The sequence below is a fragment of the Sphingobium jiangsuense genome (assembly GCF_014196495.1).
GTDB classification, from domain to species: domain Bacteria; phylum Pseudomonadota; class Alphaproteobacteria; order Sphingomonadales; family Sphingomonadaceae; genus Sphingobium; species Sphingobium jiangsuense.
Genome location: NZ_JACIDT010000003.1, coordinates 229,103 through 247,737 on the forward strand (window position 1 = coordinate 229,103; position 18,635 = coordinate 247,737).

At 66.7% G+C, this 18,635-nt stretch carries 22 protein-coding genes; 9 read left to right on the top strand and 13 right to left on the bottom strand.

The window, feature by feature from the left end:
* Positions 1 to 69 precede the first annotated feature (69 nt).
* Entirely contained in the window at positions 70 to 426 is a 357-nt protein-coding gene (locus GGR43_RS23855; RefSeq protein WP_343054452.1) for a Smr/MutS family protein, read from the top strand.
* A 154-nt stretch (positions 427 to 580) separates the two neighbouring features.
* Positions 581 to 2,206, top strand: coding sequence for a putative bifunctional diguanylate cyclase/phosphodiesterase (locus tag GGR43_RS05995; protein ID WP_188071043.1), 1,626 nt, complete (start codon positions 581 to 583; stop codon positions 2,204 to 2,206).
* Between the two features lie 7 nt (positions 2,207 to 2,213).
* On the opposite strand, the gene dapE is transcribed toward GGR43_RS05995, so the two are convergent.
* Positions 2,214 to 3,356 (bottom strand): succinyl-diaminopimelate desuccinylase, encoded by a 1,143-nt coding sequence (gene dapE / locus GGR43_RS06000; protein ID WP_188071044.1) that lies wholly within the window; start codon positions 3,354 to 3,356, stop codon positions 2,214 to 2,216.
* Positions 3,357 to 3,417: 61 nt separating this feature from the next.
* Between dapE and GGR43_RS06005 the strand changes: the two genes are divergently transcribed.
* Genes GGR43_RS06005 through GGR43_RS06015 form a run of 3 tightly spaced genes read left to right on the top strand, consistent with a single transcriptional unit; the run spans position 3,418 to position 5,113 of the window.
* The gene (locus tag GGR43_RS06005; protein WP_188071045.1) at positions 3,418 to 3,879 is read left to right on the top strand and encodes a cupin domain-containing protein; all 462 of its coding nucleotides are present in this window, start codon (positions 3,418 to 3,420) and stop codon (positions 3,877 to 3,879) included.
* A gap of 17 nt (positions 3,880 to 3,896) precedes the next feature.
* The gene (locus GGR43_RS06010; RefSeq protein ID WP_188071046.1) at positions 3,897 to 4,445 is read left to right on the top strand and encodes an adenine phosphoribosyltransferase; all 549 of its coding nucleotides are present in this window, start codon (positions 3,897 to 3,899) and stop codon (positions 4,443 to 4,445) included.
* Between the two features lie 2 nt (positions 4,446 to 4,447).
* Positions 4,448 to 5,113: a 5'-methylthioadenosine/S-adenosylhomocysteine nucleosidase family protein gene (locus GGR43_RS06015; RefSeq protein WP_188071047.1), complete on the top strand. Its 666-nt coding sequence runs from the start codon at positions 4,448 to 4,450 to the stop codon at positions 5,111 to 5,113.
* Positions 5,114 to 5,258: 145 nt separating this feature from the next.
* Here the strand turns inward: GGR43_RS06015 and GGR43_RS06020 are convergent, their stop codons facing one another.
* The 7 genes from GGR43_RS06020 to GGR43_RS06050 form a co-directional block, all read right to left on the bottom strand.
* Entirely contained in the window at positions 5,259 to 5,930 is a 672-nt protein-coding gene (locus GGR43_RS06020) for a glutathione S-transferase family protein (RefSeq protein ID WP_188071048.1), read from the bottom strand.
* A 106-nt stretch (positions 5,931 to 6,036) separates the two neighbouring features.
* Positions 6,037 to 6,684, bottom strand: a complete 648-nt coding sequence (yihA, locus tag GGR43_RS06025) for a ribosome biogenesis GTP-binding protein YihA/YsxC (RefSeq protein ID WP_188071049.1) — start codon at positions 6,682 to 6,684, stop codon at positions 6,037 to 6,039.
* A complete protein-coding gene (gene yidC / locus GGR43_RS06030; protein ID WP_188071050.1) occupies positions 6,681 to 8,381 on the bottom strand; it encodes a membrane protein insertase YidC in 1,701 nt (566 codons plus the stop codon). The genes yihA and yidC overlap by 4 nt, the downstream gene beginning before the upstream one ends.
* A 71-nt stretch (positions 8,382 to 8,452) precedes the next feature.
* On the bottom strand, positions 8,453 to 8,665 hold the full coding sequence (gene yidD / locus GGR43_RS06035; protein ID WP_188071051.1) for a membrane protein insertion efficiency factor YidD: 213 nt from the start codon (positions 8,663 to 8,665) through the stop codon (positions 8,453 to 8,455).
* Positions 8,662 to 9,081, bottom strand: coding sequence for a ribonuclease P protein component (gene rnpA, locus GGR43_RS06040; protein ID WP_188071197.1), 420 nt, complete (start codon positions 9,079 to 9,081; stop codon positions 8,662 to 8,664). The genes yidD and rnpA overlap by 4 nt, the downstream gene beginning before the upstream one ends.
* A 50-nt stretch (positions 9,082 to 9,131) precedes the next feature.
* Positions 9,132 to 9,266 (bottom strand): 50S ribosomal protein L34, encoded by a 135-nt coding sequence (gene rpmH, locus GGR43_RS06045; protein ID WP_188071196.1) that lies wholly within the window; start codon positions 9,264 to 9,266, stop codon positions 9,132 to 9,134.
* 308 nt (positions 9,267 to 9,574) lie between these two features.
* Complete coding sequence (locus tag GGR43_RS06050) at positions 9,575 to 10,525, bottom strand: right-handed parallel beta-helix repeat-containing protein (protein ID WP_188071052.1); 951 nt, start codon at positions 10,523 to 10,525, stop codon at positions 9,575 to 9,577.
* A 139-nt stretch (positions 10,526 to 10,664) separates the two neighbouring features.
* On the opposite strand from GGR43_RS06050, the gene GGR43_RS06055 reads away from it, so the two are divergent.
* Positions 10,665 to 10,973 carry a Kazal-type serine protease inhibitor family protein gene (locus GGR43_RS06055; protein WP_188071053.1) on the top strand — a complete coding sequence of 103 codons (309 nt, stop codon included), beginning with the start codon at positions 10,665 to 10,667 and terminating at the stop codon, positions 10,971 to 10,973.
* Between the two features lie 28 nt (positions 10,974 to 11,001).
* Here GGR43_RS06055 and metH read toward each other — a convergent pair whose 3' ends face one another.
* From metH to GGR43_RS06080, 5 genes are read right to left on the bottom strand one after another with little or no spacing between them, the layout of a single operon-like run.
* Positions 11,002 to 13,617, bottom strand: a complete 2,616-nt coding sequence (gene metH, locus GGR43_RS06060; RefSeq protein WP_188071054.1) for a methionine synthase — start codon at positions 13,615 to 13,617, stop codon at positions 11,002 to 11,004.
* Positions 13,614 to 14,162, bottom strand: coding sequence for a GNAT family N-acetyltransferase (locus GGR43_RS06065; RefSeq protein WP_188071055.1), 549 nt, complete (start codon positions 14,160 to 14,162; stop codon positions 13,614 to 13,616). The genes metH and GGR43_RS06065 overlap by 4 nt, the downstream gene beginning before the upstream one ends.
* 4 nt (positions 14,163 to 14,166) lie before the next feature.
* Entirely contained in the window at positions 14,167 to 15,222 is a 1,056-nt protein-coding gene (locus GGR43_RS06070) for a homocysteine S-methyltransferase family protein (RefSeq protein ID WP_188071056.1), read from the bottom strand.
* Positions 15,219 to 16,151 carry a methylenetetrahydrofolate reductase gene (metF, locus tag GGR43_RS06075; RefSeq protein WP_188071057.1) on the bottom strand — a complete coding sequence of 311 codons (933 nt, stop codon included), beginning with the start codon at positions 16,149 to 16,151 and terminating at the stop codon, positions 15,219 to 15,221. The genes GGR43_RS06070 and metF overlap by 4 nt, the downstream gene beginning before the upstream one ends.
* The gene (locus GGR43_RS06080; RefSeq protein ID WP_188071058.1) at positions 16,148 to 17,119 is read right to left on the bottom strand and encodes an ArsR/SmtB family transcription factor; all 972 of its coding nucleotides are present in this window, start codon (positions 17,117 to 17,119) and stop codon (positions 16,148 to 16,150) included. The genes metF and GGR43_RS06080 overlap by 4 nt, the downstream gene beginning before the upstream one ends.
* A 258-nt stretch (positions 17,120 to 17,377) precedes the next feature.
* Between GGR43_RS06080 and GGR43_RS06085 the strand changes: the two genes are divergently transcribed.
* From GGR43_RS06085 to GGR43_RS06095, 3 genes are all read left to right on the top strand, one after another.
* Entirely contained in the window at positions 17,378 to 17,596 is a 219-nt protein-coding gene (locus GGR43_RS06085; RefSeq protein WP_188071059.1) for a circumsporozoite protein, read from the top strand.
* 97 nt (positions 17,597 to 17,693) lie between these two features.
* On the top strand, positions 17,694 to 17,894 hold the full coding sequence (locus GGR43_RS06090) for a hypothetical protein (protein WP_343054453.1): 201 nt from the start codon (positions 17,694 to 17,696) through the stop codon (positions 17,892 to 17,894).
* Positions 17,895 to 18,290: 396 nt separating this feature from the next.
* Positions 18,291 to 18,629 (top strand): P-II family nitrogen regulator, encoded by a 339-nt coding sequence (locus tag GGR43_RS06095; protein WP_188071060.1) that lies wholly within the window; start codon positions 18,291 to 18,293, stop codon positions 18,627 to 18,629.
* Positions 18,630 to 18,635 lie beyond the last annotated feature (6 nt).

Genomic DNA, 18,635 nt, shown 5'->3' on the forward strand with positions numbered 1-18,635 from the left:
AGTCAGCCCGCGCGTGCGGTGCGGAATCCCGCCCCTGCGGCAGGCCCGAAACCGCCGCCGGTCCGGCGCATGCCCGTCGCCGTGCTGGACGATGCATGGGAACGCCGGATCGCCACCGGCTCCATCGCCCCGGACATGAGCGTCGACCTGCACGGCCATACGCTGGAAGCCGCGCATCGCCGCCTCAATCAGGTGCTGGCGCAGGCGGTTGCGCGCGGGGCGAGGGTGCTGCTGGTCGTCACCGGCAATCCGCGCCCGGCCTCCGACAATCCCCATGAGCCCCGCACGCGCGGCGCGATCCGCGCGGAAATAGGGGATTGGCTGGCGCTCGGCGGCCATGCCGACGCCATTGCCAGCGTCCGCACCGCCCATCCCCGCCATGGCGGGCGCGGGGCGCTCTATATTATTTTGCGCCGCCGCAAATGACCGCCGCCCGTCCGGCCCGGCTTCATATTTGTTAACTTCTTTCCGGCATTGAGCGGGGAGAGGAAGCCGCGCCATCGGCGTGGCGGCAATGATGGGTGTCGGGGTGGCCGCTGGCAACTTCACATTTTGGCGAACCGCTTCCTGCCATGCAATCATGGCGGGCGGCGTGGTGGGCCTGCTGGCAGGCGGCGGCCTGCTGCTGGCTCGCGCCGCGCGGCTGGATCATGGCGGCATCGCGCTTTACGCGGCTGCGATGGGCTCCGTCTTTGCGCTTGCCACCTATCACTGCCTGCGCCGCCAGTTCCGGCTGGTCGATCATGCGGCGGAACGGCTGCTGGCTGCCGCGCATGGCGATTTCCAGGCGCCCGTCCCTCCCGCCGTCCATGCCGCCATGCCCGATCTCGCGGTGGCGATGGAAAGCCTGTTCAGCCAGACTCGCGCCACGCTCGACAATGTGCAGTCGCTGGCGATGCAGGACAGCGTGACAGGCCTGGCCAGCCGGTCCAGCTTCTGCTGCCAGGTGGAGCTGCTGCTGGCGGGGCAGGAAAGAAGCGGCCCGGCTGCGATGTTCTTCATCGATCTCGACGGGTTCAAGGCGGTCAACGACACGCTGGGCCATGCGGCGGGCGACCATATATTGACGCGGGTCGCCGGGCGGCTGCGCGAGGTGGTGGCGATGCAGCTCGGCGCGGCGTCGGACGCGGTCATCGGCCGCTATGCCGGCGACGAATTCACGATATTCTTCCCGCACCTCCCGCCGGAAAGCTCGGCGATGCGGATCGCGCGCGCGGTGCAATATGCGCTGGACGAGCCGTTCGACATCGGCGGAACGCAGGTCGAGATCGGCGGGTCGATCGGCGTCGCCTATTATCCCGAACATGGGGCGACGCTGGCCGCGCTGCTGCGCTCGGCCGACCATGCGATGTACGACGCCAAGCATAGCGGGCGCGGGCAGGTGCGGCTCTATTCGGAGGATCTGGCGCTGCGCCTTGCCGGGCGCGCCGAGCTGGAGCGCGACCTGCGGCTGGCGCTGGAGCGCGACGAGTTCCTGCTGGAATTCCAGCCTCAGGTGGATTTCGTCGCCGGGCGCGTGGTGAGCGCCGAGGCGCTGGTCCGCTGGGAGCATCCGCGCCGGGGCCTGCTGATGCCCGACAGCTTCGTTGCGCTGGCCGAGGAAACCGGCCTGATCGTGGAGCTGGGCGACTGGATATTGAACCGCGTCTGCCACACCGCGTCGCGCTGGGCGCGATCGGGCGTCGACCAGCGCATCTCGATCAACATCTCCCGCCGCGAGCTGGCGCAGCCCGATTTCTTCGACCGGCTGAACCGCGCGATGCAGCGTCACGCCACCCCGCCGGAAATGCTGGAGCTGGAGCTGACCGAAACGCTGATGATGAAGCTGCGCGGCGACACCTACAAGGCGCTGGTGGGGCTGCGCACGCGCGGCGTCCGCGTCGCGATCGACGATTTCGGCACGGGCTTTTCCAATCTGGCGCAGCTGCGCGATCTGCCGATCGACCGGGTGAAGATCGACCGCAGCCTTGTCCGCGATATCGCCATTTCGGTGGAGGCGCGGACCATCTGCTCGGCCATTGTCGGGCTGGTGCGCGGGCTGGGCCTCGCCATGGTGGTCGAGGGGATCGAGAGCGAGGAGCAGATCGAACTGCTGCGGGTGATGGGCTGCTCCGTCTTCCAGGGCTTCCACCTGTCCCGCCCCGTTCGGGAAGCGGTTTATCTGGAGCGCTTCGGCGTGATGGACGCAGCAGAGGCGCGCGCCTGAACGGCGTTCAGGCGGCCAGCGTGCGCCGTAGGATCAGCGCATAGATTTCTTTCAGCCTGTCGAGGTCGGCGAGGGCGACGGCTTCGTCCAGCTTGTGCATGGTGGCGTTGCACAGGCCGAATTCGACCACCGGACACAGCGCGGAGAGGAAGCGCGCGTCGGACGTGCCGCCGGTCGTCGACAGCTCCGGCGTCAGCCCGGTCACCTGCTCGATCGCCCCGCTCACCAGCGCGGACAGTGCGCCCGGCGGCGTGAGGAAGGATTCGCCGCTGATCTTCGCCTCCAGCCTGCCGCCTTCGCTTTCGACCAGCGCGCGGAGGCGCTGTTCCAGTTCGGCGCCCGTGTGCATGTCATTGAAGCGGATCGAAATGCGCGCGCGCGCCTGCGCCGGGATGACGTTGGTCGCTTCGTTGCCGACCGAGATGTCGGTGATCTCGATATTGCTGGGCTGGAACCAGTCATTGCCCTCGTCGAGCCGGATCGCCTCGATCGCCGACAGGATGCGGACGAGGCGCGGAATCGGATTGTCGGCCAGATGCGGATAGGCGACATGGCCCTGCGTCCCGTCGACGCTGATCCACATGTTGACCGAGCCGCGCCGCCCGATCTTCACCATGTCGCCCAGCCGGTGGACCGAGGTCGGCTCGCCGACGAGGCACAGGTCCGGCGCGATGCCGCGCTCCTTCATCCGCTCGATGATTGCGCGGGTGCCATGGACCGCCGCGCCTTCCTCGTCGCCGGTGATGAGCAGGCTGACCGTGCCGGGCAGGTCGCGCGTCTCCTCCAGCGCGGCGACGAAGCTGGCGATGCTGCCCTTCATGTCGACCGCGCCCCGGCCGTAGAGCAGGTCGCCGCGCACTTCCGGTGCGAAGGCGTCGCTGGCCCAGCCGTCGCCGGGCGGCACCACGTCGAGATGTCCGGCAAAGGCGAAATGCGGCCCGTCGCCGTTGCGGCGCAGCGCGATCATGTTCTCGACCGGGCCGTCCGGCGCCTCCCCGGCGATGAAGCGGTCCACCTCGAACCCCAGCGGCGTCAGTATCGCCTCCAGCGCGTCGAACACCGCGCCGGTGGCCGGGGTGACGGAGGGGCAGGCCATCAGCCGGACGGCAAGGGCGGCAGGCGCATTCGCGACGATATTGGACAGGGTCATGCCGATCCGATAGCGAAGGATTCGGAAAAGCGCCAGAGCGGGCCGGAACGGGGAACGCAGCATGCCGAAGGTGGATATCGATGCCATAGCCATGTCCAACGCGACCGGCTATCCGCCGCTCCACGCCGCGCAGGTGCGGGGGCGGTGGGTGCGGCGCGTGGGGCGGGCGATGGGGCTTGCCGATTTCGGCGCCTCTCATGTCCGGCTGGAGCCGGGCGCCTGGTCGTCCCAGCGCCATTGGCATGAGGACGAGGACGAACTGGTCGTGATGCTGGCGGGCGAGGCGGTGCTGGTGGACGATGCCGGGCGCACGCCCCTGCTGCCCGGCGATATCGCGGTTTTCCCCAAGGGCGACGGCAACGGCCATCATATCGTCAACGAAAGCGGGCATGACTGCCTGTTTCTCGCGATAGGCCGTCCCCCGGCCGGGCCGTGCCATTATCCCGACATCGATATGCTGTTCGAGGGTGAAAAGGGCTTTACCCGCAAGGACGGTTCGGCTTTTGAGGAAAGCCGCCGCTGACCGATGGAGCTTGCCGAGTGACCGATCCCGACGCCAATGCCGATCTGGCCGTGCTGGTGCGTTCGATTCCAGACCATCCCCGGCCGGGCATACTTTTCCGCGACCTGTCCACCCTGCTGCTCGACGGCTGGGGCTTCCGCACCGCGATCGACCGGCTAATCGCGACGCTGGACGCCGGGCGCGTCGACCTGATCGCCGGGATAGAGGCGCGCGGCTTCATCGTCGCCTCGGCGCTGTCCTATGCGCTGACCAAGGGCAAGATCATGCTGCGCAAGTCCGGCAAGCTGCCGGGCGAGGCGGTCGGCATCGATTATGCGCTGGAATATGGCACGGACCGGATCGAGATGCATGTCGATGCGGTGCGGCCGGGCACGCGGGTGCTGCTGGTCGACGACCTGATCGCGACCGGAGGGACGGCGCTCGCCGGGGTCAGCCTGCTGCGCGGACAGGGCGCGGTGGTCGAGGAGGCGCGCTTCCTCGTCGATCTGCCCGCTCTGGGCGGTGCGGACAGGCTCGCCGCGCAAGGCGTGGCTTGCCGGTCGCTGCTCGCCTTTCCGGGGCATTGACGATGCGGATCGCGATCATCACCGGGGTGGAGGAAGAGGCGGACGCGTTCCTGCCGGGGCGGCAGGACGGGGTCGAGCAGCATGGGCATCTGTCCGTCCGGTGCCTCGACCATGGCGGCCATCGGATCACCATCGGCTGCTGCGGCGTCGGCAAGGTGAACGCGGCCGCCGCCGCGACCCTGCTGGCGAGCCTGCACCGCGCCGAACTGCTGATGATCATCGGCACGGCGGGCCGCCTGTCGGCGCGGGAAGGGGATTGCTTCCTGATCGAGGAGGCGGTGCAGGGCGATTATGGCGCGCAGCGTCCGGGCGGCTTCACCCACTATACGGCGGGCAGCTGGCCCATCGGGCCGGCGCGGGTGGAGGCATTCCGCGCCTGGCCGCTGCCGGACATCGGCCTGCCGCGCGCGCGGATCGTCACCGGCGATGCCTTCATCGAATGCCCGGATCATTCGTTGCGGCTGCGCGAGGGGCTGGCGGGCGATCTGGTCGACATGGAAACCGGCGCGCTGGCGCAGGTGGCGCAGCGGCTCGGCCTGCGCTGGGCGGCGATCAAGGCGGTGACGGACGGCGCCAACGGCGCGAGCGTCGGCGATTTCCAGACCAACCTCCTCCGCGCCGCCCGCCGCGCGGCCGAGGCGGCGGAGCGGAGCATAGAGCGGCTTTGAGGGTTTGGGGAGCGGGCCATTTTCTTGCCCGCCCTGTCGCGTCATGCCAGCGAAGGCCGCATCTCAGGAGATGGCGCGCGACATGGCTTACGACCCCAGCCTGCGCGGGGGTGACGGTAGAAGCGAAATGTTCGCCACCCCCATCTTACCCATATTCCGGCCCATGCTCATATTGGTCGAGCACCCAGCTCTCGCCTTTCGCGCCCTCGACCCATTCGACCATCCACGGATGGGTGAGCATCGCGTCCACATAATCCTTCGCCACGCCCTCGACCGGCAGGCTGTAGCCGTGGATGCGGAAGACGACCGGGGCGAACATGATGTCCGCCGCGCCGAAATCCCCGAACAGCCACGGTCCGCCCGCGCCGAAGCGGCCGCGCGCCTGTTCCCATAGCGCGGTGATGCGGGAGAGGTTCTCCTGCACCGCCTCGCTCGGCGCCTGAGCGGGAAAGACCTGGCGCACGTTCATCGAACAGGCCTTGCGCAGCGGGACATAGCCGCTGTGCATCTCCGCCGCGATCGACCGGGCGAGCGCGCGGGCGGCCTTGTCCTGCGGCCAGAACAGGCGGTTGCCGGTCAGGTCGTTGAGATAGTCGACGATGGCGAGGCTGTCCCACACCGCGATGTCGCCATCCCACAAGGTCGGGATCTTGCCGTTGGAGACGGCGAGGTCGGGCTGCATCCGCCGCTGCGGCCATGCCTCGTCATACATCGGCACGACCAGTTCCTCATAGGGCAGGCCCGATTGCCGGACCGCCAGCCAGCCGCGCAGCGACCAGCTGGAATAGGCCTTGTTGCCGACGATGATCTTCAACATGGAAGGAGACTCCTTTTCGGGCGGGGGAGACGAACCCTAGCGCGGTTGCCGCCGCCGGACAAAAGGCAAAAGCGCGCAGAGGGGAACGGCCCCCTGGCCGCTGCGTTCAGTCCAGCGCCTCGATCACCGCCGCCCGCAGTTCGGCGATGCCCATGCCCTTTTCGGACGAGGTTGCGATGATCTCCGGGTGCGCCGCCGGGTGGGTGCGCGCCTCGGCGATGGTACGCTCGGTCACGGCGGCAAGCTCGCTCGCCTTCACCTTGTCCGCCTTGGTGAGGACGAGACGGTAGCCGACCGCCGCGTCGTCCAGCATCTTCATCACCTCGCGGTCGACATCCTTGATGCCGTGGCGGCTGTCGATCAGCACCAGCGCGCGCTTCAGCACCGCCCGCCCGCGCAGATAGTCGTTCACCAGGAACCGCCACTGCTTCACCACGTCCTTGGGCGCCTTGGCATAGCCATAGCCCGGCATGTCGACCAGGCGGAACAGCAGCGGGTCGCCGATGTCGAAGAAGTTGAGCTCCTGCGTGCGGCCCGGCGTGTTGGAGGTGCGGGCGAGGCCATTGCGGTTGGTCAGCGCATTGAGCAGCGAGGACTTGCCGACATTGGAGCGCCCGGCGAAGGCCACTTCCTTCACCACCGGATCGGGCAGGAACTTGAGCGACGGCGCGGAGCGCAGAAAGGCGACCGGCCCGGCGAAGATGCGCCGGGCGGTCTCGATCAGTTCGTCCCTGCCGTCGCTGGACTCGCTCATTTGGCGATCGCCTGCTTCAACTGCGGATGGCGGCTGTAGAGCCACTTCTGCTGCGCGATGGTCAGCAGGTTGGAGGTGATCCAGTAGATCAGCAGGCCCGCCGCGAACGGCGCCATGATGAACATCATCATCCATGGCATGATCGCGAAGATCTGCTTCTGCATCTCGTCCATCGGCGCCGGGTTGAGCTTGAACTGCAACCACATGGTGATGCCGAGGATGATCGCCAGCACGCCGATCGCGAGGAAGGCGGGCGGGTTGAAATCCAGCAGGCCGAACAGGTTCAGCACATGCAGTGGATCGGGCGCGGACAGATCGCGGATCCAGAGCACGAAGGGCTGGTGCCGCATTTCGATGGTCAGCATCAGCACCTTGTACAGCGCGAAGAAGATCGGGATCTGGAGGAAGATCGGCAGGCAGCCGGAGAAGGGATTGACCTTCTCCTTGCGGTAGAGGTCCATCAGCTCCTGCTGCAGCTTCGGCTTGTCGTCCTTGTGCCGTTCCTGAAGCTCCTTCATCTTCGGCTGCAATGCGCGCATCGCGGCCATAGACGAGAATTGCTTTTGCGCGATCGGGAACATCAGCGCGCGGACGATGAAGGTCAGGCAGATGATCGCCACGCCGAAATTGCCGATGACCGTGAACAGCCAGTGCAGCAGCGCGAAGATCGGCTTTTCGAACCAGTAGAACCAGCCCCAGTCGATCGCCCGGTCGAACAGCGGGACGCCCGCGTCCTGATAGGCCTCCAGCGTCTTCACCTCCTTCGCGCCGACGAACAGGCGGGAGGTGTGGGTGACGGCCTTGCCGGGCGCGAGCAGCGTCGGCGTCAGGCTGTAATCGGCCTGATAGCCGGACCCCGCGCCCTTACGGAACTGGCCGTCGAAGCGGGACTGCTGGTCGGGCACCAGGGCGGCGAGCCAATATTTGTCGGTGAAGCCGATCCAGCCGCCGGTGCTGGCGATCGGCGCGGGAATCTCGCCCTTGTCGAGGTCCTTGTAATCCACGTCATAATCGGCCGCGCCGTTGAACACGCCCATCGGGCCGATATGGATGGTCCAGGTGTCGGGATCGACCGGCTTGTCGGCGCGGCTGATAAAGCCATAGGGGCGTACGCCCACCGTGCCGGCGCCGGTGTTCGAAACCTTCTGCGCGGCGGTGATCATATAGTCGTTGTCGACCGACAGGGCGATCTCGAACAGCTGCCCGCGCCCGTTGTTCCAGCTGAGCGTGACCGGGGTGGACGGCGTCAGCTTCGTGCCGCTCGCCTGCCAGAGGGTGTTGCCGTCCGGCGCGGTCAGCCCGTCGCCGGACCAGCCGAAGCCCGCGAAATAGGCTTCCTTGGTCCCGCCGGGGGAGAAAAGGGTTATGGGCGCCGAGTTCTTTTCCACCGTCTCGCGATAGGTGGGCAGGGTGATGTCGTCGATCCGCGCGCCCTTGAGCGCGATGGAGCCGCGCAGCTTGGGGGTTTCGATGGCGATGCGCGGGCTGTCGGCCAGCGCAGTCGCGCGCGGGCGAATCGCCGCCGGGGCCTGTGCGGTGGGCGCGCCCGGCGCGGACGGCTGACCGGCCTGCTGCTGTTGCTGCTGCGCGGCGGGCTTGGCCGCGTTGGGAAACAGCGTTTCGGCGATATAAGGCCAACCGAACAGGATCAGCGCGGTCAGCAGCATCGCGATTATGACATTCCGCTTGTCGTCCACCGTGGAATTGCTCCCCAAAATCACCTTGCCCGCGCCGGCCCGAAACCCGCGCGGTATCGCATTTCTATCGTTCAGGGAACCGGGTCATGGCCTGACCCGCCCCATGGATGGCAGCGCAATAGCCGTTTCAGCGCCAGCCAGCTACCCCGAACCGCGCCATATTTTCGCAACGCCTCGATCGCATATTGGGAGCAGCTGGGATGATAGCGGCAGGTCGGCGGCAGGATGCGCGACGGGCCGAGCTGCCAGAAGCGCGCGACAAGGATGAGCAGCCGGGCGATCATCGGCCCGCGGGACGGCCCTTGCCGCTTCCGTTTCCTTTGCGTGGGGCGCCTTTGCCCGCGGCATGGCGGCGCGCGCGCTCCAGCTCCTTTTCGCCGGGCGGGGCGGAGAGGCGGCCGAGCGCCTTTTCCAGTTCCCGCCCCAGCGCCGCATAATCGCGCTCTATGCCGCCATCCCGGCCGATCAGCACATGGTCGGCGCCCGCGATGCCGGATCGCGGCAATATCTCCCGCGCCAATGCGCGAAAACGGCGCTTCATCCGGTTACGGACGACAGCGCCGCCAATCTTCTTCGTTACCGTGATGCCCAGCCGGATGGCGGGGTCGCCATCCTGACGCTCGCGCACGAGCAGAACGAAGCCCGGCATCGGCTGCCGCCGCCCCTTGTTGCAGGCCAGAAAGTCCGCGCGCTTGCGCAGGACGGCGACCTCGGCGGGGCGGGGCGGCGCGGCGGGCTCGCCGCCGTCGTTCAGGCGCTCAGGCTCTTGCGGCCACGCGCGCGGCGCGCACGCAGGACCTTGCGGCCGCCCGGCGTCGCCATGCGGGCGCGGAAACCGTGACGCCGCTTGCGGACCAGATTGCTCGGCTGAAAGGTGCGCTTCATCGCTCATTCCTCAAAAAATCGAATCTTGCATGACAAAAAGGGGCCGCCCAGCCGGATTTCCAGCCAGCAGCCGCCAATCGAAGGCAGCCGATACGGAGTCGCGGGGGAAAAGTCAATCCGCGTTGCTGCGGTCGGCGCTGCTACAGGGATTTCGGTGGTTGATAAACATAAGCCGTTCGGGCTGAGCCTGTCGAAGCCCTGTCCCTTTTTCGGAAGAAGGAACTACAGCCCCCTTCGACTGCCTGCCAAGGCAGGCGCTCAGAACAGGCTTCGACAAGCGCAGGACGAACGGAAGGGGGACGCCCGCCTCAGCGGCGATCCTTCAGCTTCACGCCCTTGGCCAGGTCGTTGTCGCTGATCGTCACTGCATCGTCGGTCCAGTTGGCGACGAAGGTGCTCTCGCGCGTCAGGCCGGGGACGAAGGCGGCGCGGTTGTTGCGCACGACCAGCGCGGAGCTGTCCCGCTCCCGCCCTTCCGGCGCGACGGTGATGAAGGCGCTGTAATTGTCCTTGTCGCGTCCCTGCACCATGATGTTGCCCGCGATCAGCCCGGACGAGCCGTTGGACAGGTCGATCATATAGTTGGTCAGGCGCCCCTGGCTGTCGTCGAAGCTGTTGTCGGTGATGTCGACGCGGGCGGAGCGGGTCTTCACATAATGGCCGCCCGATCCGGCCTCGAAGCGGGAGCGGGTGACGATCAGCCGCCCGTAATGGCCGATATAGATGCTGTGCGCGCAGGACAGGCCCCGGTCGCAGCGGCCGAGGCGGCGGAAGGTGCTGTGGTCGATGCGGACGGTCGCGGCGGGATCGTCATGCGTCAATATGCCTTCCTCACTGTCGGCAAAGATGCTGTTGGTGACGGTGAGGTCGCCCTGCTCCAGCCGGATGCCGGAGCCGTTGCCGTCGGGCACGCGCATGTTGCGGAAGATAATGCCATCCACGCTGGCCGCCCGCCCGCGCAGCACCAGCGCGGCCTTGCCCTCGCAGATCTCGCTGTCGAAGGTCACGCTGCCCGGCTGGGCCGCGCGATAGGCGATGGCGCCCGCTTCCTGCACGACGCACTGGCGATAGGTGCCGGGCGCGATCATTATGGTGCCGTCGCCATTCCCGATCGCCCCTACGGCCTCGACCAGCGACCCGTAGCGGGCGCCGGTTTCCGCCACCGTGAAGGGGCCGCCGGATTGCGCGCCGGCGCCGCTCGCCGCCAGCAGGAGGAGAAGGGCGCCGCCGATGCGCGCCGGAAGAAGGCTGTTCCGCATGGGGCAGGCATAAGCTGATCCGGCGCCAATTGCTATCCCGACTTGCCGGCCCGGCTTGCCAGCGGGACCGAAATGGTGTCAGACTGGCACAGTTTCTTCGGGGGGATTGGCGGGGGCCATTCACGGTCGGAGAGGCGGCATGACGAGGAAGGCATGGACGAGAGCAATGTCGGCAGGGGCGCTGGGCGCGCTGGTGTTGCTGACGGGCTGTTACGAGGACGGGCGCCGTCCGGGGCAGCATCGCCCCCCTTATGATCGGCCGGATTATGACCGGCCGGGCCATGATCGTCCCGGACGCGACCGGCCACAGGCCTGCACCCGCGAATATGCGCCGGTCTGCGCGATACGGGGCAATCGCGAACGAACCTTCAGCAACAGCTGCATGGCCCGCGCCGATGGCTATCGGGTGATCGCGGACGGCCAGTGCCGGAGCGGCGGCAGGCACTGAAAGCGTGCTTGCCGACGCCGCGCCTTGGTCAATCGAGATTGGGGCGCAGCCAGCGCTCGGCCGTGAGGATATCCACGCCGCGCCGCGCCGCATAATCCTCCAGCTGGTCGCGGCCGATCCGCGCGACGCCGAAATATTCCGCTTGCGGGTGACCGAAATAGAAGCCGCTGACCGCGGCCGTCGGCACCATCGCGAAATGGTCGGTCAGCACGATGCCGGTCGCTTCGCCCGCGCCCAGCATGTCGAACAGCACCGGCTTCTGGCTGTGGTCGGGGCAGGCGGGGTAGCCCGGCGCCGGGCGGATGCCGCGATATTGCTCCTTGATCAGCGCCTCGTTGGTCAGCTGCTCGTCCGGCGCATAGCCCCAGAGCGCGGTGCGGACATGATGGTGCAGCCGCTCGGCGAAGGCTTCGGCCAGGCGGTCGGCCAGCGCCTTCAGCAATATGTCGCTATAATCGTCGTGGGTCGCCTTGAAGCGCGCCAGATGCTCATCGATGCCGTGGCCCGCCGTCACCGCGAAACCGCCGATCCAGTCGCCGTCGGGCGAGATGAAATCGGCCAGGCACATATTGGCCCGGCCCTCGCGCTTGGCGATCTGCTGGCGCAGGAAAGGCATGCGCACCTCGCCCTTTTCCGTCGTGATCAGCACGTCGTCGCCCTCCCGGCGGCAGGGCCAGAGCGCGGCGACGCCGCTCGCCGTCAGCCATTTTTCCGCGATGATGCGGTCGAGCATCGCCTGCGCGTCGGCAAAGAGGCCGCGCGCGCTTTCGCCGACGATCGCATCGTCGAGGATCGCGGGATAATTGCCCGCGAGCTCCCACGCGCGGAAGAAAGGCGTCCAGTCGATATAATCGCGCAGGTCCGCCAGATCCCAGTCGGGATAGACATGGATGCCCGGCTGCGCGGGGGCGGCGGGCTTCAGCGCCTCGTCGATGACGAAGCCGTTCGCACGCGCCTCCTCGATCGGGATCAGCGCGCTGTGCCCCTTGTTGGCGCGCGATTCGCGGATTTTCTCATATTCCTCCGCGGTCTGGCTGACGAAGCCGTTCTTCTGCGTATCGCTGACCAGCGCGGTCGCGACTCCCACCGCGCGGCTGGCGTCGAGCACATGGACGACCGGTCCCTTATAGGCGGGGTCGATGCGCAGCGCGGTATGCACGCGCGAGGTCGTCGCGCCGCCGATCAGCAGCGGCAGGTTCATGTTGGCGCGCTGCATCTCTTCCGCCACCGTCACCATCTCGTCCAGCGACGGGGTGATGAGGCCGGACAGGCCGATCATGTCGACGTGATTTTCATTGGCGGCCTTCAATATCTCCGCCCAGGGCACCATCACGCCCAGGTCGATCACCTCGAAACCGTTGCATTGCAGGACCACGCCGACGATGTTCTTGCCGATATCGTGCACGTCGCCCTTCACGGTCGCCATCACGATCCGGCCCTTACCCTTGGCGTTTTCGTCCTTCTCCGCCTCGATGAACGGGAAGAGATGGGCGACGGCCTGCTTCATCACGCGGGCGGACTTGACCACCTGCGGCAGGAACATCTTGCCGGAGCCGAAGAGGTCGCCGACGACGTTCATTCCCTGCATCAGCGGCCCTTCGATCACCTCGATCGGGCGGCCGCCGCGCGCGGCGATTTCGAGGCGCATTTCCTCGGTATCGGCGACGACATGGGCGTCTATGCCCTTTACCAGCGCATGCTCCAGCCGCTTGATGACCGGCCAGCTGCGCCATTCCTCGGCGGCCTTCTCGGCGGCGGCATCGGTGCCCTTGAACTTTTCGGCCAGTTCCACCAGCCGCTCGCCCGCGCCCGGATCGGTGTTGAGGATCACATCCTCGCAGGCGGTGCGCAGGACCGGATCGATCGTGTCATAGACGTCGAGCTGGCCCGCATTGACGATCGCCATGTCCATCCCGGCCGGGATCGCATGATAGAGGAACACCGAGTGCATCGCCCGGCGCACCACCTCATTGCCGCGAAAGCTGAAGGAGAGGTTGGAGAGGCCGCCCGAAATATGCACATGCGGGCAGCGGCGCTTGATCTCGCGCGTCGCCTCGATGAAGTCGACCGCGTAGTTGTCATGCTCCTCGATCCCGGTCGCCACCGCGAAGATATTGGGGTCGAAGATGATGTCCTCCGGCGGGAAGCCGATGCCGGTCAGCAGCGTGTAGGCGCGCTCGCATATCTCGATCTTGCGGTCCCTGGTGTCGGCCTGCCCGACCTCGTCGAACGCCATCACCACCACGGCGGCGCCATAGGCCATGCATTTGCGCGCCTGCTCCAGGAAGGGTTCAACGCCTTCCTTCATGCTGATCGAATTGACGATCGGCTTGCCCGACACGCATTTGAGGCCCGCCTCGATAATGCTCCATTTGGAGCTGTCGATCATCACCGGCACGCGGGCGATATCCGGCTCGGCGGTGATGAGCTTCAGGAACTGCACCATCGCCGCCTCGGAATCGAGCAGTCCTTCGTCCATGTTCACATCGACGATCTGCGCGCCGTTCTCGACCTGCTGCCGGGCGATTTCCACCGCGGCGGCATAGTCGCCCGCCATGATCAGCTTCTTGAACCTGGCCGAGCCGGTGACGTTGGTGCGCTCGCCGACATTGATGAAGGTGGCGGTGGGCTGAGTGGCGGTCATATCGTATTTTCCGAGAGGGTGAGGGGGCGGGCGAGGACGAAATCGTCGCAAATCTGCCCGCCGACGTTGAACTGGCGGTTCCCGATGCGGGTAAAGCCCTGTTTGGCGTAGAAGGCCAGCGCCCGGTCGTTCCCGGCATAGACGCCGAGGATCAGCCGCGCCGCGCCGCGCGCGAGGGCGGCTTCGACCGCCGCCTGCATCAGCGCCGCGCCCAGCCCGCCGCCATGGAAGCGGGAAAGGGTGTAGATGCGCTTCAGCTCGATATCCCCGTCCCGCGCGCCCGGCAGGTCCGGTTGCGTCAGCAGCGCATAGCCGATGGGGGCGCCGCCCGGCTCGACCTCGGCCAGCCATGCCTGCGCGCCGGTGTCGAGATGGCGGCGATAGCTTTCCGCGCTGTTGGCCTTGAGGCAATGGGCGGTGATCGCCTCGCCGCCGATGATGTCGGCGAAGCTTTCGAGGAAGGTCGCCGCGCCGATCAGCGAGAGCCGCTCCGCATCCTCCGGCCCGGCCGGACGCAGGCGCCAGGAAAAGGTCGTCGCGCTCATGGCCTCAGGCCGCGATGTGCATCGGGTCGAGCCCCGCCAGCCGCGTGACGACCGGCAGCTCCGGGATCGGCCGGGGCGGCGCACCCGCGACGGCCTTGGCGATGGCGGCGATATGCGAGGGCGTGGTGCCGCAGCAGCCGCCGACGATGTTCACCAGCTTCTCGTTCGTCCATTCGCGGATCAGCTCCGCCGTCCGCTCCGGCAGCTCGTCATATTGCCCCAGTTCGTTGGGCAGACCCGCATTGGGATAGGCGAGGATCAGCGTGTCGGCGATCTTCGAGAGTTCGCCCAGATAAGGCCGCAGCAGGTCCGCCCCGAACGCGCAGTTGACGCCGATGGTCAGCGGCTTCAGGTGCCGCAGCGAATACCAGAAGGCCGCGACGGTATGGCCCGAAAGATTGCGCCCGGACATGTCGGTGATGGTGAAGCTCATCATCAGCGGCACCTTGCGGCCCGCCGCCGCTTCGGCTTCCCGCGCGGCGAGGCCCGCCGCCTTGGCGTTCAGCGTGTCGAAGCAGGTCTCGACCAGCAGGAAGTCGACGCCGCCCTCGATCAGCGCCGCGCATTGCTCGCGATACTGGTCCTTCAGCGTGTCGTAGTCGATCTCGCGATAGGCGGGGTCGTTGACGTCCGGGCTGATCGACAGCGTCTTGTTGGTCGGGCCGATCGCGCCCGCGACGAAGCGGCGCAGGCCGTCCTTCGCCTCCGCCTCGTCGCACGCCTCGCGGGCGAGGCGCGCGGCGGCGAGGTTCAGCTCGCGCACCAGATGCTCGGCGCCATAATCGGCCATCGCGATGCGGGTGCCGGAAAAGCTGTTGGTCTCGATCATGTCCGCGCCCGCGTCGAGATAGGCGGTATGGATCGCCTTCACGATATCCGGGCGGGTCAGGCAGAGCAGGTCGTTATTGCCCTTCTGGTCCTTCGCCAGGTCGAGCGCGCCGCGATAATCGGCCTCGGTCAGTCCATATTTCTGGATCGACGTGCCATAGCCGCCGTCGAAGATCAGGATGCGCTCGGCGGCGCGCTGCCGGAACAGGGCCTCTGCGTCGATGGCGCTCATGCCTGTACCTCCTTGCGCGCGCGCAGGCCGAGCAGATGGCAGATCGCATAGCTCAGCTCCGCCCGGTTGAGCGTATAGAAATGGAAGCCGCGCACGCCGCCCGCATAGAGCTTGCGGCAGAGTTCCGCGGTGAGCGTCGCGGCGATCAGTTGGCGCGCGCCGGGCTGGTCGTCGAGGCCCTCGAACAGCCGTTCCATCCAGCCGGGCACCTCGGTGTTGCACAGGGCGGCCATTTTCTTCACGCCCGAAAAATTGGTGACGGGCATGATGCCGGGCAGGATATCGGCCTCTATCCCCGCCGCGCGGGCCTTGTCGAGGAAGCGGAAATAGGTGTCGGGCGCGAAGAAGAATTGCGTGATCGCGCGGGTCGCGCCCGCGTCGATCTTGCGCTTGAGATTGTCCATGTCCGCCTGCGCGCTCAGCGCGTCGGGGTGGACTTCGGGATAGGCGGCGACGGAAATCTCGAAATCGTGCAGCGCCTTCAGCCCCGCGACCAGCTCGGCGGCGTTGGCATAGCCCTGCGGGTGCGGTTCGAACCGGCTGCCCTGCTGCGGCGGGTCGCCGCGCAGCGCGACGATGTGGCGGATGCCCGCCTCCCAATAGGCATGGGCAACCTCGGCGATCTCGCTTTTGCTCGCGCCGACGCAGGTGAGGTGCGCGGCGGCCGGGATCGCTGTTTCGCGGGCGATGCGTTCCACCGTGGCGTGGGTCCGCTCGCGCGTCGTGCCGCCCGCGCCATAGGTGACGGAAACGAAGCGCGGCCCCAGCGGGGCGAGCGTGGTGATGCTCTGCCAGAGCTGCTCTTCCACCTTCTCGCTGCGGGGCGGGAAGAATTCGAAGCTGACCTCCGCGTCTCCGCTCATGTCCGCATAGAGCGGCGCGTCGGAAAAGACGGGGGTTTCCAGCAGGGTGCAGCTTTGCGCGTTCATCGCCTTTTCCGTTCTCTGATCGGCAGGACCTTCGCGTTGCGGCGGCGGCCGAGCCATAATTTTACCGTGAGTTCCGCGCCGGGCAGCGTTTCCACCGCCTCCAGCGCCATGTCGGCGGCCTCGAACCATTGCTTCATCTGCTCGTCCGAGAAGCCGAGGCGTTCATGCTGGTCGCGGGTGCGCAGTTCCTCGCGGTCGTGCGGGGCGAAGTCGACCACCAGCATGCGGCCATTGTCGCCGAGCGTGCGCGCGCCTTCCGCGATCGCCTGTTCGGGCACCGGACTATAGTGCAATATCTGGTGCGCGGTGACCAGATCGGCGCTGCCCGTTTCCAGCGGCAGGTCGCAGAAATCGCCGAGGATCAGGTTGTAGCGCCCGGCATTGTCCTCCGGCAGCTTCGAGCGCGCCAGCCGCAGCATGTCGGGACTGCGGTCGATCGCGCTGACGCGTTCCGCCCGGCCGCCGAACAGCTCGATCATCCGCCCGGTGCCGGTGCCCAGATCGACCAGATGGCGGACGGTATCCGTGCCGAGCATCCGCGCCATCGCCCGCTCGACCTCCGCCTCCGGCACATGGAGCGAGCGGATCGCATCCCATTCCTCGGCATGGCGGGCGAAATATTCGTCGGCCGCGCGCACCCGGTCGGCACGGATCGCGGCGAGGCGGGCAAGGTCGGCGCGCAGCCACAGCCCTTCGCTTTCCGACGCGGGGATGGCGTTGAACAGCGGCAGCAGCTGGCGGCAGGTCGGGGTCGTGCCGATCCGCAGGAAAACCCAGTTGCCTTCCTTGCGCCGGTCGATCAGCCCGGCCTCGGCCATGATCTTCACATGGCGCGAAACGCGCGGCTGGCTCTGCGCCACCGCCTGCGCCAGTTCGCCCACGGACAGTTCCATGGTGCCGAGCAGGTGCATGATGCGCATCCGGGTCGGATCGGCGAGCGCGCGAAAAACATCGAGAAGGTCGGTCATGAACTTGCATATAAAGTTTCCTTTATATGCGGTCAACAGGGCATATAAAGAATTCTTTATATCGTCTCTATCGTTCGTTACCATAGTGGGACTCGCCGGATTCCGGTGCTTTTTATCGGCGGAGATGAAGCCGTCCGCGCAGGATCGGCTTGCGTTCCCACGGGCAAAGGATTAGAAATCGCAGCGCAGGCCTATTGGGGGCAAGCTATTCTCCGGGGGGAGCCTGCGCCGTACTATCTCAGAGACAGGGGTTTGCTCATGACCAAGACTATCGCACTTTCGCTCGTTCTCGCCGCGTCGCTCGGCCTGGCCGCTTGCTCGAAGCAGGAAGCAACCAATGCCTCCAATGTCGTTGCCAACGCCACGGACAACGCGATGGATGCTGCCGACAATGCGATGGATGCCGCGATGAACGCCACCGCCAATGTCGCCAACGACGCGGGCAATGCCGCGAACAACGTTGCGAATTCGCTGTAATCGCGCCAGTCGGTTTCTGACGGAAGAGGGGGATCGGGCCGGTTGGTCCGTCCCCCTTTTCGTTTCCACGCCATGGCGACGGGACCGGAATAGGACGATGGCGATGTTCAGGATGATGACGGCCGGCCTGCTGGCGCTGGCCCTGGCGGCATGCGGCGCTTCCGACGAGGATCGCGACGTCGGCGGCGTGACGGCGGGCGAGGCGCGCGCGCTCAACGAAGCGGCCGCGATGCTCGATGCACAGGCGGATAATGCCCGCGCGGCGCTCGACATAGAGGCGGACGCGCCGCAGCGGTGAGGATGTGCCAATCCTTTGGTCGGGCGTTTGCGAGTTCATCGCCTGCTGAAGGGCGGATTGCGGCCAATTCCTGACAGTAACCTCCGTTCGCCCTGAGCTTGTCGAAGGGCTGCGCTTCCCCTCTTTAAGAAGGGCAGGGCTTCGACAAGCTCAGCCCGAACGGTGGGGAACGAGATGTCCGCCAACCACCCAAAGCAGTTACTCTGTAGCCAAGATTTCAAAGCAGCGCATGCGTTCGCGCTCCATACCTGCCTAAAATTTGGGCATCTGGACCGCGCTGCCCAAATTTGCGGCGCGCCATGCGCTTCCCCATCGCGAAAAACCGCGTCCTGCCGCCTCTCGCAAACTGGCACGGCATTTGCGTATAGTCCCCTGCACACCATACAAGGGGGTAGCATGAAACTTATCATGGCAATCATTAAGCCGTTCAAACTGGACGATGTCCGGGAGGCGCTGTCCTCCGTGGGCGTCGCGGGCATGACGGTGAGCGAGGTCAAGGGTTTCGGCCGTCAGAAGGGGCAGACCGAGATTTATCGCGGTGCCGAGTACAGCACCAACATGGTGCCCAAGATCAAGGTCGAGGTGGTTTGCGACGATGATCTGGCGCCCCGCGTGGTCGAGGTCGTGCAGCAGGCCGCCAACAGCGGCGCGATCGGCGACGGCAAGATCTTCGTGCTCGATGTCGCGCAGGCTGTCCGCATCCGTACCGGCGAAACCGGCGAAACAGCGCTGTGATGAAGG